Here is a 19,360-nt window from a genome sequence, read left to right as displayed (position 1 = left end):
CTTTAAATAGACTTTTTGAATAGGTTCTTTCGAAGACAAACAGCATACTAAGAGAGGGATTAAAAGTTGATTGCCGGCATTCTGCTTTACCGGATACCAGGCTGTCTGCATCACGAGGCAGCCTGGTTATATTTTATTAAATACTAGGGGGTTTTTACTTTGCTACCGCCAAATGCTTCTACACGGAAACTGACACTTCCTCCACTCCATGCTTTTAATTGCGCAGGAGTAAATCCTGAATGAGGTCCAAACTTCGCCTCAACAATTATAATAAATCCATTTCTATCCATTACGGCAAGATCAGCTATTGTTCGGAACTCACCATTAACGATCACCTCTAATTCGCGTCCGATAAGTTGTTCCCCCCGAAAGAATGATTTTACTCTGGCCATCTCACGCCCCAGTAATCCTTTAATCTGATTACTGGTATATCTTCTTGGGTCGAGTCTGCTTAAAGCAGTTCTGGCAGTTTGCATAGCACTTCTGGCGGCAATACCACCGCGCCAAATGGCATATTTTATATGAGAGCCGCGAACACGATAACCTCTTGCCATACTGAATAGTCCGCTTCCATTGGTAGCTCCCATACCTGTATGTGTCAGCCGGAAACTCGGCCAACTGTTAGGGCCGGTATGTTTTGCCTGTTCAAAAAACTGCGATACAATTCTTGCTCCGGATCTTCCCAGGTTTGCAGCACCACGTATCATTGAAGGCACACCACGGGCAAACCCATGCGCACTTTTCCCCAACATGTAAAGATTCATACTTTCTGCGCCGAACTCGAAGTAATCGCCTCTTTCTGCTGCAGCCAGCAAACGGGAAGGTGTTTCAATAATATTACGCCCCATGCCCAATAAGATATCAGAAGTGGTTTGACCGGCTTCGGCAGCTTGCCCGATAGCACTTACAGATTCATGTTCATATTCGTACCAACCACTGGCGGTTCCCAGGCAAGCAACAGATAAACCAATGAGATCATATACCTGTTTTCCTGCTTCTATAAAAATGTTAGCCACCGTATAAAGTGCGCCGGCCATTGCCAGCAACATACCCTGCCACCAGGATGGTTCTTCATCAGAGCCGTTGGGATTTAAGCCTCCGGATGTATGCCTGCCTGTTCCTGTTGAATTTTCGCTACCTCTTCCTCCCGGTCCGAGTTGTCCCTCTATACCTCCACCTCCAACCGCAGCATCCGTATTACCATTTATAGAACCATTGGGCAAACCGGTTTCACCACCTTCTAACGCACCACTTCTGTTACCCTCTCCGGCTGCCGTTGGAGGAAGCCCCGGGTTCATATCTGTTGATGAAGGACTGCCGGACGGACCTCGCCTACGGCTGGCATTCGGATTTGTGCCATTACCAGGGGCTGAGCCTTTGTTTTCTATAGTATCGCCCGTAGTTGCAGTACCATTCGTACCGGTAGTGCTATTGTTCCTTTTAGCATCACTATCTGCTGAACCATTGTTTGTACCATTGCCTGAATTATTACGATCTGATCCGCCAGCTCCGCCATTATCCCCGTCTCCACCCGAAGACACTGTGTTATTACCACCATTTCCATGTACGTCTCCATCGTTTTCATCCATCGATTGTACATCAGAGGAGCGCATTTCATGCCATTGTAAAACAACATCTACAGAAAACTCTTCTTCCATTGCTGCTTCAATGTCTTGTACCAGATTACGGTATGCTAAGTAATTTTCATCAGATGGATCTGCCAGAAATGAAAAAAACTTTTGTGTGGAGTTAGTATCATAAACCTGGACTGTAGAACCATGCTCACGGGCATATGCAACCACCTCAGCAAATGTGTAATCATACCCTTCAGGCATTCCTTCCACAAAGAATACATGCCCTGAAGATGACATTCGAGAAACCAGTTCCTGAGGTAAGGATGCGGTGGAAGAAAGCATCCTTACATTTACTTCTGAAGATTGCAATCCGTTCGGATCAACAAGATTAACCGGGTTATTATGAACATACATGTATAAATTAACAGCATCTTCCGGTCCGATCGGATCCGGGCTCATCCAGCCTCCCAGCCAATGCGCATAATACCGGTATCCGAAATAGTATAACCCTGTAAAGTCATCACATTCTTTACCGGAATATCTATATTCTTTCAGCTCAATTTCTTTTCTGTTACTTCCTGCGATAAAAGAAGTTTCTCCAAAGGGAAAATATTCTTCATAGGTAATTACATTTCCATCGGTATCCAGTTCAAGTGCTGTGGATCCTAAGTGATTTTTCAGCTGATAATGTATTTTTTTATCTGTAACAATATCCGTTTCACGCTGGTGAACATCTGTTTTCCATGAATGAATCATACATATGTCACTGACTCCATCATTTATTCGTGTAGTTGTTCGTTTTAATATTTTTACACCTCCTCTTGTAATTTTTTTTACTTCGCAACCATCGAGGTAGGTTTTTTCAGACAATTCAACAATGCCATTATTGACATCCACCACTTTCCTGGTAATTTTGCGGATACGTTTTCCACTACCGTCGTATACATAATATTCCTCATCATTGGGTCTGTTATTATCAGAACGATCAATGAGCACCACTTTAGAAATGTTATTCCGGTAATTCCACTCTACGGAACGTGCATGAGGCATATAAAGGCAATTACCATTTGCATCAAACATTGATTCCGCATTTAAAAAAGAGGTGTCGCTGTATCCTCTCAGAGGAAGTGTACGATTAGAATTTACTAACGTTCGGAACTGGGCTGTCCAGTTCTGAGAAACACCCTGATGAATCATTCTTTTTTTATTACCGGCAATATCATATTCATAACGGCGGGTGTATCTTTCTATCGAAGCGGCATTATTCAGCGAAATATGTCTGGTTCCTTTTACCACACCGGTATCTTTACCGGTAAAATCTGTTTGCAACAGTGCCTGGTGTACTCTACCTTCCGCTTTGATTAACTGATAAAAAGCATCATATTCATATTGAGTGTGTGCAGAAACATTCAAACCTTCCAATACATTTACACCAGCTGATCCTGGCTGTTGAGCATCATCAGACATATATATCAGATTTCCTACAGGATCATAGCTATAACGAATGTTCTGATAAACTCTGCCATTGTTATTCCGGGCAGCTCTAAGACGCTGCATCAGGAAAGTATCTCTGTCATACTCATAATTCAATGAAACATCATTTCCCAGTAATACAGATTCCTTTAATCCTTTCGCATTATAAGTGGTTTGTTTAATAATTTCGGTACTATTAAACTGTTGATCAGCTGAGGAAAGACGTACTTTATTCAATTGCCCGCCTTTATCAAACTCATACATCCTTGTTGTTTCATCAGGTAACTGCTGCGCTATTACCCTTGCCAGTGCATCATAAGTAAAAACAGAGACATATACTTCGTTTTCTAAAGAAACCGATGAAAGGTTCGTCCAGTCAGGTTCATGAGTGAAGCTTGTCAACAATGTACGTTCTATTCTTATTGGCAGATTACCCGGAGCGGACAGTGCCAGTTGCTGCAGCCCCGCCTGATCGTACTGCATCACCAACTGCCCGCGCAGATTTCTTTCTTTCGCCCTCAGAACGGAAGGGTCTTCACCGTATATGCATCGCTCAGTAATGTGATCTGATCCATCTGAAGTCTGTACACGTACTGTCAACATTCTGTTTAGCGCATCATATTGAAAAAACTGACGTGTTTCTTTACTATTCCAGTTGTAAATAAGAAGTCCGTCTGAATTATATAAGTTCCATTTTTCTCCGGCATCTTTACTATTTTCATATAGCAGATTTCCAGACATATCATATTTGTATTCGAAAGCTGTTAATCCTCTGGGGTCAATAATCCGTTCTATATTACCACTTGCATCATACCATTTTTCAGTTCTTCTTTCAGAGCCGTCGGTATCCATATTAATACTAACAATTTCTCTTTCCAGCGGATCATACAGTACTGCTACGGGGGTATCATTGTGTAAAAGAGTCTGGGATAAAACCATTCGGTCAACAGAACCGGCAGGTTGCGTTTCTTTAAACAATTTATACATAGAACGTTCAACAGTATCATTCTGATCGAACATTTTCATCTGCCATGGTTCATAAACAATTTCAGAGAATGTTCCATTCGGAAAATCGGTTCTTATTAATCGATTGGCGGCGTCATACTGTAATAAAGTAGCCACTCCGAAAGTTTCAAGAATATTATCAGATTCAAACGTTGACGTTGTAGAATAAAACGGTTCATATTGTTGTATGGGTAATTGTTTTTTATTGTATACAATATGTCCACTCACCCACCAACGTTCATTGCTATGAGCCTGTATAACATTACCTGCGTCGTCTAACATCACTTCTCCGTTATTATTTTTCCGGATAGCCGAACCAGGATCCATTTTACGTTTCGATTGAATGCTACGACCAAAAGCATCCTGATAGTCAACTTCTACCTGAATTTCAGTTGGATGATTGATATTATCTTTTCCATCATACAGTAGAGATTCACGGGTTAACAGAATAGTACGAAGCGGCTGTTGTTCAAAATCATAAAAAAGAAATGCCGATGCGTTCTGCAGAAACAAATCAGCGTCGGTAATCACTTTATCAAAACTATCATCTGTTCTAACGGTGTATTCACTCAGCAATCCATTTCCATATTCTTTTATAGAATCCTGATGTAAAATGGTTCCCTGTTGTGAAGTAACAATTGCTATTCCAAGAGGATCGAACAGTACTTCTGATAAATTCTCATTTTCGTCAACCGAACGATATGGTTTCACAATATTATAATCAAGTATTGTTCTTCTGACATTACCTACCGCATCAACCGTTTCAATTACACTTAGATAATTACGGTCATAAGAATATCCTGTAGTTTCGCCTGTATACTTTACAACAGCATCAAGTGTATAAAACCTGTCACTATTATTATATCTGTTAACAGCATTATGCTGCCATCTATAATTATGTTCACTAATAAATCCTCCGTCGCCTGTAATGCCAAGATCTATACCCGAAATTTTAGTGGAAAAAGTATCCTGCATTAGCTGATTTGTAAATACAGCAGAAGCTTCATGGTGTAACAATACTACTTTGCCTTGTTCAGCAAATGGTAAAACGTCTGTTAATGAGTCATTCCAATAGTATAATTTAGTCCAGTTGATTAATCTTGCTTCGGTATTACCGTTTGTTGAAAGTTTTTCATGAAACGGCCTGGCACTATTCACCCACTGATCAATATTCGATTTTATATAGTTAAAACTCACTAATTCATTTACGGAACGGCTGATGTGATTAATCTCAAAGGTTTTAGTTTCGTACAGAATTCCGGACTGATATTTTTCAATTTCATTCGAGCTACCGTAAGTATTTATAACGCAAGCAATATAATCTTTAGCCTGCCGGGGGTGTATGGTAGCATTATCGCGCCGTGCATAGGCAATGGTTACCTGTTGGGTAATATGCCCGAAAGCATCAACATCAATGGTAAATTGATGAATCATAGAGGGGTCATCTGCAATCTGCTCGTAACTGACGGTTAACGATTCGGCCTGATAGGTATAAAAGCAAGAGGAACTTTCTTTATACTCAGGTTGTAATTTTCTGATAGCATATCTGTTCTGTGAAACAGAAAACGGATGTACAGACAATTCACCTGATTCATTCATTGTGTAGATTTCCTGACGAATAGGTTTTGCAGATAAACTTTTATATCCTAACAAAAAGTCTTCTGATGTAAGAAGATCTGTTTGTTCAAAAAATTGGGGAGCAATGTAAGCCTGCAGTGAATCCTGATTATAAAACTGATGGTGTTGCCGGCTATCCCAACCGAAAACCCCACTATGTAACCAGGTTTTTGTGCATTTTACGGGTTGATATTCTCCGGAGGCAGACAGACTATTATTTCTGATCAGTTCGCTATCCCACTCATCTACTCTTCCAAAGCAGGTAAAAATTCGTTCATTACCATTATAACACCCGTCAAAATATTTATATGAGACTGCGAGTTTGTTACCGGATATTTTATCGTGAATTTCTTTCTTATTTACCACTCTGAAGTGATGAGGAATTTTATTTACCCACGGTTCATTTTCTTTGGCAGACTGCAGATAATGAGAACCTGAATACCCGTATTCAATCATTGTTTCTAACCCCATTCCATTATCCGCTTTTATTAACAAACCGGGTTGCACACCGTTTGTTATTTCGAGATACTGAATTACAGTACCATTATGCTGAGGTGTAAGAGAAGACCAAACCAGGCAAGGAGTTCCATTTCCCAAAAAATCTATGATATCGGCACTACTTAACAAATCGATATAAGGTAATCCCGTAATAACACCTCCTTCTATAAAACGATTACCCATTGCATTATACCAGTAGCGGATTTCACCTCTGCCCAAATAAATAATATCCGTTGCACCTGACCCATCCAAATCATACAATCGTAATCTGCTGGCATCAAAAGATGATTCAAAGTCAAATACCGGGGAATTTTCCATAACAATGCATTCTCCGAATCGTCCGTTTCCGAGATTCGGATAATATTCGACTCTTCCATTACGAATACAAACCTGATCGGGCAGCCCGTCACCGGTCATGTCTGCCATAAAATAGTCTAATGAAAGATTATTACCCAATGCAGGTGCATAATTACCGTTATTAGAAAACTGTTTTGAAAACTCGAATGGTTTACCAAACCCTTCTTTTCCTTCAAACGGAAAACAAGTTATTTTGTCTTCTGTTTCTACCAATAAGTCAGCAAATCCATCAGCATTAATATCAATAAATTTTCCTTTCTGAACCTGAGGTATATTATTAAACGGGGTAAAACCAGACCAGCGCATTTGATCCCGGTCATATTCATAGTAACCTGCGTTTCTCCCTTCTATTGAAAACAGGTTTAAGTTTCCGTCGTGATCAAAATCTCCCAGTGAATAAATACCTTTCAGCTGTGACGGTTTATTAATAACAATTTGCTGTTGGTCAAAAAATCCTTGTCCTTTATTTGATTTATAATACCAATTATCAGCAGCTTCTGTTAAAATTCCTGGTAATCCTTCTCCTAACAAATCAACAAAACGTGTATTTAAAGGTTTGAGGCCTATGGGCGTGTTAACAATAGTTTCGTTTGGACCCGCTTTGAAAGTTTTACCCAATGAAGCTTTTGTATATTCAAACGAAACAGGGGGAAGTTCTTTTTCAGAATATGCATTTGTAAACAGGTCTCTTCTTACTCCTGTATAACTAATACTTTGCAGAATAGTTGCCAGCGGACTTTCGTCATAGTTCAGAGAAAGAATACCTGTTAGTGAGGGGGTTGCAGCTAGTTCAGAAATATTATGATAAGTTAAAATTCTTTTGCAAAGGCGGTAAGTTCTTATTTCAAATCCTGCTTTATATACAGAAAAGGGATCTTGTCTGACAGTCCATTTCCGAGAAGAAGATGACTGGTCATTTTCATATGGTCGGTGTTCGAATTCACCATAATCAAATATTACAGAAAACATCCACTGATTTGTGTCTGGAATATGCTGGCCCGGAAACAAAGAAATAGTATTTCCGTAAAGGATTTTAGCAGGGTATTTTTGTACCAATGCTGAAGCCCGAAAATTTCCACTTCCTTTTCTTTCAAATGAAGTATTGAGTGGCACATGATCAATATTTTCATTTTTGTATTCATATGAAATTACATTTCCAGATTGATCGTATTGCTTTTCAATCAGCCAGATGAAAATATTCTCCGGTTGTTCAGGATTGGCCAATACCGAACCCTCCATACCATAAACAGATAAAATATTTTCCGGGCTCAGCGTTCGCCAATGAACACGCTGGTTTATTTTATGTACCCACTTTTCAAACCGTACAAAGTCGGTTTCTGATTTTGAACGAAAATAGTAAATCCAGAAATCAGTATTTTCTGAAATACGTGGCAACCATTCTCCACTTAGTTTCGTAAGTTCAGGAATTAATGAAATACCGCCGTTAAACGCATAGGTATCAGAACCATCATATTTAGGCAACCCTTCTTTAGTATCAATAGATATAAAAGGTAAGCCGGTCAGTGACCAGCCTAAACCTGTAATTGATTTTTGTGGTGCTGCAGCATACTGTAAACTTAACTGAGGGCTGAAACCAGCGCGTCCTTCCGGTAATGGTATCTGAACTGCTACATTCAAATTTCCATTTGCTTTATTCACCATCAGCTCATGTGGTAACTGAAGGTCCGGGAGGCTTATCTTATCCATCTCCATGGCAAACAAATTTCTATAATTAGTAATAAATGTCTTATGAGCATAGCAATGCCATCAGCAATCAAATGATTACAGTTAAAACACAGATAATTCAATAATATTTGTTACGGCAGCAACAATATTCTTATTTGAAAATGTACCAATACTCTAAAACATGATCCTGCATAGTTCCGTTAACACTAACCTGAAATGTTCAGGATTTATTCATACCTGAGAAAAGTTCACTTCTCGGCAACATTTCATAAGGTTTGGGGTAAACATGTGAAATGTATAGAACTACTAGTCAATATGGGGGGAATCAATTCTTCACCTAAAGTATATACTTTTTTAATATCAACCATCAAAAAAAAATCTTCATGTAAAGATTTACCACAAAGTAGTAGCAACTAGAAAAATAGAAGAAAAGACTAGATAATTAAGAATCAATAAGAGGTTAAAATAAGAGCATTTCTTGTAACGCGTCAGTAGCAGATACTATAGGCTCATCTAAATAAGATACAAAAAAAAATTGAAATCACCAAATGTATTTTTCATTTGGAAGAAGGTATTTATACCTATTAAAAAGCATTCTGTGTCAATAAATTAAAAGTAAAATATTGCATAAAAAAAGGTAACAATTAACGCATACGCTTAACTGTCACCTGATGGTTTAATCATCTGGAATTAGATTTTTACTTTCTATTGTTAAAGCATTTTCATCCACAATTTAAAAGGGCTTCTATTCTTTTTTATCAGCACTTTACTACGTAGTTCTTTGTATTTATGAAGCGTTTGTTGTGCATTCAGATAAATAGTTGAATCCTGTTGTGAAGGAACAGCTCCTTTCGGAATCGCATAGGTAAAATATCCGGTTTCACCGGCTTGAACCGGAATGGCAAAAAAACTTCTTTCTACAAATTCAGTAGTAGTATCCTGTTGTTTACCAGCCTGTACAAAAAAATCAACCGCATGATCCGGATACCCAAAAAGATAGCCATAGCTCTGCCAACGCTCATACTTGTTTCCATATTCTGTGATAGCCAGCACTGTTGCAGGCAGCGCATCCGGATTAATTCCCAAAGGCAGGTAAAAGGCTTGTTGTTGAGTAATCATATTCTTTAACCGCGACTTTCTGAATACATACATTTCCATATTTTTATGTATAGTATCTGAATACTTGTAAGGATTAAAAACAAATTCAAAATCTGCCCGACTCAAAGCATTTGATACTTTCTGCAATTGATAAAATGTATTTATTTTATCATCAGTTTTATTACCAGCCAATGGCAGCTGATAAAAACGTACACTGCTCATCGGTTTCAGTGTATCTGCTAAAGTATATAATGCTTCATGATCGAGCGCATATAAAATAACAGAATCTGCCAATACTCTTTCTTCTTTGGATAAACGGGAATACGATTTCTTCAATTGTTGTTTAGGAGTAACGCAGGCTGTTAAAAAACATATTACTGATACAGATATTATCAAACGGTTCATTCTAAAAGGTTTATTTATTAAAGATACAATATCACCCATTACAAAATATACACTTTCAACCCGACTTAATATTTTAAATACTCGTAATGTTTTAACAGCTGCATCATTTCTGTCATCTCCCTGGAAGAAAGCACCCCTGCATGCCGGAATATAAAGTTATAGTTGTGATCCATTAACACCCATGACGGACAGCTGACTCCTTCATTAGAACCACTCAGAAAAATAGCAAACTCGTGTATACCCGTTTGTATTCCATTTGGTTTGTAGCTGTAATTTTTATTATTAAAATCAACCTGATTTTTACTTTCAATGTTAAACTCTACATAATAAAATTGTTTCGTGGGTGATTCAAAGAATTCTTTTAATTTTCTTTTCTGCAGATGGCAATATGAGCACCATTCTGCAGATAAAAGAAACAAAACCGGCTTCGGGTCATTTTTCATAGCGTCATTCAGCTGAGCCACCGATTTCAATTGAACCTGAGCCGTAGCGCTGTTGATCATCATCAAACAGATTGCTGTAATTTTGGCCGTGATATTCATAATGATTCCTTTAATGATAAGTATAACGAATACCGAAGAATCCTCTGATTCCCTGATTGGGGCCATAGGCGTAGGTAGGATCAAAGGTTAATCCATAAGGATTATCAGCCGTAACCATCGCATTACCGGAAGCATCAAACTGAACCTGACGATCAAAAGGATCATGTGACCTTGCTATGATAAAAGGAACACCCTTATTGATTGTCCAGTTTAAGATATTTTTAATACCTGCGTACACCTCCAGCTTATCTTTTATTTTTTTGGTAAGGTGAATATTTTGAACAGACCACCATGGCGAGTATTCTCTCCGGGGATCAGTATTGCTTAATAACGGCAATCTCATTGGACCATATATATTTCCTGTATAGTCAGCAGTTAATCCGATCGATCTGAAAGAATAAGAAATCGTCCATACTCCACTAAACTTTTCAGTAAACAATTGCCTGATGCGTAGATTATTTTCTTTACTATAAACATCCATAGCAGTGGCACCTAGCATTATTCTCAGGTTATTGAAAGTTATATCTGCATTTAAAGAAGCACCTTTTGAAACAGCGAAACCATCGAGATTATCATAAATAATTTTATTGGGGTCGGTGTCGTAATCTGCAATAATTTTATTGTGAAAATAAGTATAAAACAAAGTAGCATCAAGATTTATAACAGCAGAACCAGTATATAATTTCCGTACAAAATTGACATTAGTATTCCAGGAGGTTTCCGGGTGCAGGTCATTGATAAAAACAACCTGTCGTGCACCGGTTAATGCGGCATGATCTTCAGTAAAAACATTTGCCACCCGGTATCCGTTTCCGACACTTACCCTGAGGATATTTTTTTTATCTTTTGAATTCCATTTATAATTTATACGTGGAGTAAAAATATTACCGTGTAAAGAGTTGTAGTCGTACCTCACTCCTACCAAAAGCTTATTCTGTTGATTTAATGAAATTTCATCTTGTATAAATATACCAGGAAGAAGTGTTTTAGATGGATGGTTTTGCCGAGTATTGGTAATTTGTGCAGTAGCCACAGTATTATCATCATAATAAGTGTACCGTAAAGCGAGTCCGGTTAATAAGTCATGTTTTCCTGCGGTTTTATTCCAGGTTAACTGTGAAAACAGAATCTGCTGATCTGCTATAAAAGGCATATCACCGTATACGCTATTCTGTTGATGTCTGTTAACACTAAACATCCATAACAGATGTTCTTTAAATGGTAACTGATAAGTTCCGAACAACTCCCATCTCTTCGTATAAATACTTTCTCCGTACACAGCTGTTCCCCCTCTGTCATACTTTGTCCAGTTCATTTCTCCACCCCATCGATCTTCATAAACATATCTGGCGGCCAGCGCAAACAAACGATTGTGTTTCCGCTCAAAATTCCATTTATTAAAAACGGAGATGCGGTGTTGTAAAGTAAGGTCAGTAAAATTATCCTTATTATTATCAACCGGATTTTGATAGTTGAAATAATTAATTCCTGCTAGTGACTGTATTTTATCGGAAACTTTCAACTTCAAACCGATATCGGCATTTGTTTCTTTCCAGGTAGTACTGAACAAATCTACTGACAATAAGGGAGCATTAACCGGTTTTTTGGTGATGATATTAATCAAACCACCTACTGCTTCACTGCCATACAGGGTAGATGCCGGTCCTTTAACGATTTCGACTCTTTCGAGTAAAGACTGTGGTATGCCGTTTAAACCATAAACAGTAGACAAACCACTGACGATTGGCATTCCATCAATTAAAACCATTGTATAAGGCCCGTCGAGGCCGTTAATTCTGATATCACCGGTATTACAAACGTTGCAATTGATCTGAGGCCGTACACCATTAATTGTTTGCAGGGCATCAAAAATAGTAGGTGCGGGATTTGTTTTAAAAAAAGCAGCCGAATACACTTCAACCGGCACCGGGCTTTCAGCTCTCACCATTGGTTTCAAAGTGCCGGATACCACCACTTCCTGCAGTGAATGATTGGGTAATAGAACGATGTCTTTTTGAATAGAATCATTACTGATATTAATAGAAAAATGAAAATCACTGAAAGATTGTGCCGTTACCATCACGTTCCAGTTACCTGCGGGAAGAAAGTTCAGTTGATAGAGACCATTACTATCTGCTATAGAGAACTTATTCAGTTTACTGATCTGTACACTTGCTCCCTGAATAATTTCACCGGAAGGAGCTGTTATGCGTCCCAGAACTTTACCTGTTTGTGCCTGAACAGTGATGGATAGTAAAACCCAAAGTATAGTTGTTATAAGAAATTCAAATAATCGCATGTAAAATCAATAAGCAGTGAATAATAGAAACTCCAAAGCGGCTGAACCGCAATTAAAAAAGAATCCTGTTGAAAACTGCGCAAACGCAACAAAACAGTATTTGCAACAATATTGCAAATATATGAATTATCGCAACACTGTTGCATTTATTGAGATTAATTTTCTTCTCCCCTTGATAAATTCACGAAAAAAGCGGCTACCAGTGGCAGCCGCTTCATGGGCGAAAAATTTTATCGGGTGCTTTTATTATTGTTTCATTACGGCCACCGGAGCAGTTTTTCCGCTTCCACCTTCATAAATAATATAATAAGCACCGGCTGCCAGGCTTTGCATATTAATACGAATATTATTCTCTCCTTCGTTCAATTGAACGGGTTGACTTAAACGTACAGCTCCGGATTGATCAACCAGTCTGATTTGTCCCTGTTCTCGTTTAGCGGCCAGGATATGTACCTGAGCGACACCTCCTGTTACAGGATTCGTTTTTACTTTAATACTCATATTCGCCACATTCGGCCGTAAGGCAATTATATTTGAATAAGAGAATTGATCATCAATGTCAACTATTTTTAACCGCAATGAAACAGGCCCGGTTAAGTTGAGCGAGTATTGGTAAGAAGAGGGTTGGTTATTAGCCGCAACTTCAGCAACAGTAGTAAATTCTGATTGATTAACAGACTGCTGTATGTGGTAAACGGCAACATTCTCTTCCATTGAGGTTTTCCATTCTAATTGAACCTGATTGCCCGACATTTTTCCGCGAAAATATTCTAAGGTAACCGGAAGAATAGAAATACAGCTTCCACAGTTTTGTGTGAAAACTGCCGTACCTACTACTGCCGGTGCAGGTGCTGATGCTCCTGCAAGCTGACAGATCCGCAAACCGCTTGAAGCTGTTACCGGATTGTTTCCACCGAAAGTTCCGGAATAACTTACACAGGCAGAACCCGAACCTACACTCACAGCATTTGTCTGGTTATTGGTAAAGCTGGTCATATTAACGATCGATTGATTTCCTAAACAAACATTGGCACCACTATTCAGCAGTACATTCTGAACAATAGTGGTTCCATTATTAATAAAAAGTCCACCATTCAAAACAGCCATATTACCATTCACATTAATAGTAGCATTTTGTGCATTATACACGAAAGTACTATTGCCGGAAACTTGTACCGGCAGATTAAAAGTTACATTCCCATAATTATAAAACCAGTGGTTACCGCCTGAATTATAACTACCACTAAAAGTAACATCCGCGTTTTCTTTGATAATTAAAGTACCTGAGTTATAGTTAATACTATTAAAGGTTACAGTACCGCATAAAACCAATGTACCACCGTTCAGGTTTACGTTCTGGTAAGGACCACCACCGTTTGTATAAAATACCTGTCCGGAATTAATATTAGCCCCATCCGTTAATAAGGTACCTGTACCGCAATCAACTACCGGGGCTGCCTGCGGCGGCACACACTGTGCGTTCATGTGATTCCAACTAACTAAAGCAATAGACAAATAGATAAAGATTCGTTTCATATGTAGGATTATTAGAAGTGAAAAAACATTTCACAATGAGTTTGCTAAAAAAAACAATGCCATTTTATATGAAGAGAAAAAAAATTGCCTTTGATCAAAGAAGCAATTTTAAATACAATTTAAGCAGCGAAGAGAGGATTGAATATTTTAAGTAAGTTGTTATCTAATCAATAACATAATTTTACCTGACTTAACAAAAAAGATTGATACTACTCACTGAACATTTGAAATTTTATTTACCCTGACTATTGTTTATATTTGAATATAACCAATCGGCATGTACAAAATCTTTCTTACTTTTTTAACTACTATTATGCTGACGGCGAATGTATCGCAGAGAAGTATTGTTCCGGTGCAGGCAGTTATTGATCATATTGAAAATAAAAAAGGGAAAATATATCTGGGTGTTTATAGCAGTTCAGAAGATTATATGGATACGGAAAAGGCAATAGTGAAAAAGATTGTATCCGTAGAAAAACAGCAGTCGGTTACGATTGATCTCGGAGATTTGCCTCCCGGCAAATATGCGGTAGTAGTTTTTCTGGACACCAATAATAACGGCGTATTAGATACTAACGTATTCGGAATACCTAAAGAAAAATATGGCTTTTCCGGAACAATTAAGCCGATGTTCAGAGCACCTAATTTTGAAGAGGCCGCAGTGAGTATTTCTGAGACTAAAAAAACAATCGCAGTCAGGTTGAATTAAAACCTGAAAATTTCTTTCAGGGCTGCACGAAGAAAAAGCGGAACAGGTAGCGTGGTAAAAATTTTAATATCCTGCCGGAGTGTTGATTCATTATTCAAAAAATCTAAAACATCTTCTGTTCTATTTCTTTCAAACAAACGATAGAAAACCGATGCCCCTTTTTCAGGATACTTCTTTAGGATGTTTAACAAAACGCGGTCATAAAAGTGAAACTTTGCAGGAATTAACTCATAATACGGTTGGGGTGTTTTATGCTGTAGAAGATCTGCAACAATAGCTTTTGCATGTTTTTCTGCAAAATGAAACGTATACCCGGAAGAGGCTTTGGAACAACCGCCGGCTGTTCCTATGGGAATGATTCCGGGATGCCCGCTGTTGAACCGGTAATCTGTCATCGGAATAATTCCACGCTCAGCTGATATTGTTTCGAATTGTATGTTTCCGAAGAAATCAGTTAAATATTGATTTAATCCCTGATCAAGTTGTTTCCAGTCAGCAACAGCAGACGTAAACAATGTATACTCTATCAAAGCCGTATACCGGTTAACCGGTAATACATAACAAAAAGCTACTGCATTTGTCTGATCCATCCGAAAATCCATCAGGCGGATAGAAGTATCATCGAATACAGGTTTCTCAGCTTTCAAAAAATTTCCTTTGAACTGCTGATAAAGAATATTTCCTTTATAATTGTTGAGCAATTGCAGGTTAAACCTGCTATCAAACACATACTTTGCAGTAAATATTTTCTCTTTTGTATGAATGTTGAGTATAGCATCTCCGTCTACTTTCAGTACGGTAGCTTCCTTCAGTTCAATATTGGTTGAATCTTTTATAACACTGAAAGCATATTTTCTGAATTCATCAGCTTCAATCATTTTGTAGCTATATGGATACAGGGAAGCGTCCACTTCAGCTTGCTGATAGTGAATACTGGCTTGTTGCCATTTATGCCTGGCTAAGAAATCCCACGTTATACGGTTCTTTTCCCAGAAACACCAGGTTCGTGGGGCATAGTTGTTGAAAGAAGATTCGAATAGTATAATCTTTTTATTAGCTGTGTCAGGATTTTTAAGTATCTCTAATACCAATAATAATGCAGATAATCCACCACCAATAATAGCATAATCATATTGTTCAACAAGTTCAGTCTTTCTGTTGAAGTTGTTCATCTCTTTTAATTTTGTCTCTGTATTTTTTTTCTACAAACAAAAATCCGAATGATTCACCATTTTCAGCTTTGAGATGTTTATGATGCATTTTGTGCGCCCATCTTAATTGACGGATATAACGATTTTTTGAACGTGAGAACCATTTGACTCTTTGGTGTACAATTATATCATGCACGAGAAAATAAGCAATTCCATATAATAAAATGCCAGATCCTACACAATATAACCAGGGATTTCCATATTTGGCACCCAATGCAAAACAAAGGATACTCGGAATGGAAAAAATAACTGCAAACCAATCGTTTTTTTCCATTTTACCTTCATGTGGCTGATGATGATCTGCATGTAAAAACCACATAAAGCCATGCATTATATATTTGTGGGTTGCCCATGCCACCCATTCCATCGCACCAAACACAGCAATCGTAACCAGAAAATATAAAATGTATATCATGGAAAAAGTGTTTTAAAAAACTTACGAAGATAATAATGTATTTATTCTTTTCAGAATAATCAGGAACCAGGGAGTAAACCGTTGGGGATATTTATGCACTTCCTCATTCAAAACATCGAGTGATACAAAACGAAAATCGGCTACTTCATCTTTATCGGGTACAATTAATCCGTTATATTCTCCAATAAAAACATGATCGAGTTCATGCTCAACCAAACCGTTTTCCAATTTAACCTTATAAATAAAATGATGGTGATAAGTCAATTCACAATCAAACCCCATTTCTTCTTTCAATCGGCGATGGGCTGCCACAAAAGTATCTTCACCCGGAAAGGGATGACTACAACAGGAGTTGGTCCATAAACCACCGCAATGATACTTTTTATAAGCTCTTTTTTGCAGTAGCATCTTTCCTTCATTGTTAAAGATAACTACAGAAAATGCACGGTGCAACCAACCGTTTTGGTGCACTTCCAGTTTTTCACCGGTGCCAACTTGCTGATCGTGTTGATCCACTAATATAATATCATGTGTATTCATTGATCATTTGTTTTTATTTCATCCCAATTGAAACGGTCTTTCAAATCCTGCTTTCATCAACAACAATGCCTTCTGAAAGTTCGGAACCCTGATGCGTTTCTTAAACAAAGCTTCAGGAGGTAGGTTTTTGATTTTATGGAATAAACACAGGTAATATTTATAAGCAACCAGCACACCAAATCTGGCTTTTACGGGGAGGAGTATAATACCTTTGTAAGCATCAGAAAAATCCTTCAGAATATCTGCTTCAATAGCTTCCTTATCTTTTTGAGAAATATTCTTCAGGTCAACATATGGAAAATATTGTCTTTCGAGATGTGTCAGGTCATCGTTAAGGTCTCTCAAAAAATTTACTTTCTGAAAGGCTGCACCCAATGACATGGCAGCTGGCTTGAGCTCATCAGTTAATTGCTGATTACCTTCGCAGAATACTTTCAAACACATCAACCCTACTACTTCAGCAGATCCATAAATATATTTATTTAACTCGTCAGGGGTAGTCCATGACTTTTTATCGAGATCAACAAACATGCTATCAAAGAAAGCGTCTATTAATGCCGGCTCTATATTATACTTATTAACGGTTATCTGAAAACTTTGTAAAACGGGGTTCAGACTGATACGGTTATGAATGGCTTCATAAGTATCGTGTTTAAACTTTTCTAATAATTCTCTTTTATTATAGTCATGAAAAGTGTCAACAATTTCATCGGCCAAACGCACTAATCCGTAAATACCGTGAACCGGGTCACGCAGATCAGCATGTAACAAATTAATAGCAGACGAAAAGGAAGTGCTATAGCTTTGTGTTATATGCCGGCTGCATTTAAACCCGGCTTTAGTAAAAAGCGATATCGAATTCATGGTGTATGGTTATGCGTGAATGAGTTTTTTAGTTAAATATTTTGCAGCTGCCTCTGCAGCCATATTTCCTGATAAAAAAGCAGGCGGAACACCCGGCCCGGGAACAGTTAATTGTCCGCAAAAGAACAGATTTTCTACTTTTCTACTATTCAACCGGGGTTTTCCGAAAGCGGTTTGCATCAGCGTATTAGCCATACCATAAGCATTACCCCGATAAGCATGATAATCAGTAGAAAAATCTTTTATACCATAACTTTTTTTATAGATAATATGCGGTGCAACGTCTGTTTGAAGTTGTTCTTCTAATCGACGGATAACCTGATTAAAATAATCGTTCCTGCGGGTCTCGGTATCACCGTCCAGACCTGCGGCAACGGGTATCAGAATAAAAAGATTTTCTTTTCCTTCCGGTGCTACAGTGTTATCGGTTACAGAAGGTGCACAAACATAAAACAGCGGATTTTGGGGCCATTCCGGATTTTTATAAAGAGAACGGGCATGCTGATCAAAACCTGTATCAAAAAATAAAGTATGGTGATGAACAGGCAGTTTTTTATCTACTCCTACAAAAAATAATAAACAGGATGGAGCCATCTCCTTTTTACTCCAGTATTTTTCATCATATTGTCTGTACTTCACCGGTAGCAGTTGTTCTATATGGTGGTAATCTCCTGAAGCAATTACAGTATCTCCATCAAACCGGTTACCGGATGTTTTAACCGCACACACTTTTCCTTTATTGATCACCAACTCTTCTACATTCTCATTAAACTTAAACTCAACGCCAATGCCGGTTGCTATTTTGTGAATAGCATCAACAATTTTAAACATTCCTCCGATCGGGTACCATGTACCTAAACAAGAATCGGCATAGTTCATTAAGCTATACATGGCAGGAATACGGTCAGGCATCGCTCCAAGAAAAATAACCGGGAACTGCATGATTTTTCTGATAACCGGATTTTGAAAATATTTATTTACATGCTGCTCCATGTTTCTAAACGGTTGCAGCTTATTGACAACACTGAGAGCGTCTTTATTAATAAATTCGGTAATACTCAGTGCAGGCTTTTTTGCAAAGTCATTCATGCCCAGTTTATATTTCACCGAAGCATCTTCGAGATAAGCAGTGAGTTTAGCAGCACTACCGGGTTCAATTTCTTCAAACAAATCTGCCAGTTCTTTTGTACTCGCTGGAATATCTATTTTCCTGTCTTCAAAAACGACCGAATAAGAGGGTGATAATCTTTTTAACTCATAAAAATCACCTGAGTTGTATCCGAAATCGTGAAAAAAAGATTCAAAAACTTCTGGCATCCAGTACCAACTGGGTCCCATATCAAATGTAAACCCCTTGTCTTCAAACTTTCTTGCCCTACCTCCTGCCGAACTGTTTTTTTCCAGCACTGTTACTTGATGGCCCGCTTTTTTCAGGTAACAAGCGGCTACCATTCCTGAAATACCCGATCCTATTACAATAATTCTTGCCAAAGTCTAAGTTTTCAACAAATTAAGCAAAAATAATTCAAAA

The 19,360-nt window shown here is 38.1% G+C and carries 11 protein-coding genes; 1 reads left to right on the top strand and 10 read right to left on the bottom strand.

The window, feature by feature from the left end:
• Nucleotides 1-143: 143 nt before the first annotated feature.
• From D9O48_RS12995 to D9O48_RS12975, 5 genes are all read right to left on the bottom strand, one after another.
• Entirely contained in the window at nt 144-8,237 is an 8,094-nt protein-coding gene (locus D9O48_RS12995) for a SpvB/TcaC N-terminal domain-containing protein (RefSeq protein WP_126973409.1), read from the bottom strand.
• Between the two features lie 684 nt (nt 8,238-8,921).
• A complete protein-coding gene (locus D9O48_RS12990; RefSeq protein ID WP_126973408.1) occupies nt 8,922-9,713 on the bottom strand; it encodes a hypothetical protein in 792 nt (263 codons plus the stop codon).
• Between the two features lie 65 nt (nt 9,714-9,778).
• Entirely contained in the window at nt 9,779-10,255 is a 477-nt protein-coding gene (locus tag D9O48_RS12985) for a thioredoxin fold domain-containing protein (RefSeq protein ID WP_158624894.1), read from the bottom strand.
• A 10-nt stretch (nt 10,256-10,265) separates the two neighbouring features.
• On the bottom strand, nt 10,266-12,554 hold the full coding sequence (locus D9O48_RS12980; RefSeq protein WP_126973406.1) for a TonB-dependent receptor: 2,289 nt from the start codon (nt 12,552-12,554) through the stop codon (nt 10,266-10,268).
• 246 nt (nt 12,555-12,800) lie between these two features.
• On the bottom strand, nt 12,801-14,090 hold the full coding sequence (locus D9O48_RS12975) for a hypothetical protein (protein ID WP_126973405.1): 1,290 nt from the start codon (nt 14,088-14,090) through the stop codon (nt 12,801-12,803).
• A gap of 277 nt (nt 14,091-14,367) precedes the next feature.
• On the opposite strand from D9O48_RS12975, the gene D9O48_RS12970 reads away from it, so the two are divergent.
• Nucleotides 14,368-14,799, top strand: a complete 432-nt coding sequence (locus D9O48_RS12970; protein ID WP_199750573.1) for a DUF2141 domain-containing protein — start codon at nt 14,368-14,370, stop codon at nt 14,797-14,799.
• Here the strand turns inward: D9O48_RS12970 and D9O48_RS12965 are convergent.
• From D9O48_RS12965 to D9O48_RS12945, 5 genes are read right to left on the bottom strand one after another with little or no spacing between them, the layout of a single operon-like run.
• Entirely contained in the window at nt 14,796-15,971 is a 1,176-nt protein-coding gene (locus tag D9O48_RS12965; RefSeq protein WP_126973404.1) for a lycopene cyclase family protein, read from the bottom strand. The genes D9O48_RS12970 and D9O48_RS12965 overlap by 4 nt on opposite strands.
• A complete protein-coding gene (locus D9O48_RS12960; protein ID WP_126973403.1) occupies nt 15,946-16,425 on the bottom strand; it encodes a sterol desaturase family protein in 480 nt (159 codons plus the stop codon). Before D9O48_RS12960 ends, D9O48_RS12965 begins: the two co-directional genes overlap by 26 nt.
• 21 nt (nt 16,426-16,446) lie before the next feature.
• Nucleotides 16,447-16,965: an isopentenyl-diphosphate Delta-isomerase gene (gene idi, locus D9O48_RS12955; RefSeq protein ID WP_126973402.1), complete on the bottom strand. Its 519-nt coding sequence runs from the start codon at nt 16,963-16,965 to the stop codon at nt 16,447-16,449.
• A gap of 18 nt (nt 16,966-16,983) precedes the next feature.
• A complete protein-coding gene (locus D9O48_RS12950; protein ID WP_126973401.1) occupies nt 16,984-17,829 on the bottom strand; it encodes a phytoene/squalene synthase family protein in 846 nt (281 codons plus the stop codon).
• Between the two features lie 9 nt (nt 17,830-17,838).
• Complete coding sequence (locus tag D9O48_RS12945; RefSeq protein ID WP_199750572.1) at nt 17,839-19,320, bottom strand: phytoene desaturase family protein; 1,482 nt, start codon at nt 19,318-19,320, stop codon at nt 17,839-17,841.
• Between the last annotated feature and the right edge of the window lie 40 nt (nt 19,321-19,360).

Source organism: Gynurincola endophyticus, from assembly GCF_003991195.1.
In the GTDB taxonomy this organism is placed as follows: domain Bacteria; phylum Bacteroidota; class Bacteroidia; order Chitinophagales; family Chitinophagaceae; genus Gynurincola; species Gynurincola endophyticus.
This window is presented reverse-complemented; position numbering and strand designations above follow the sequence as displayed.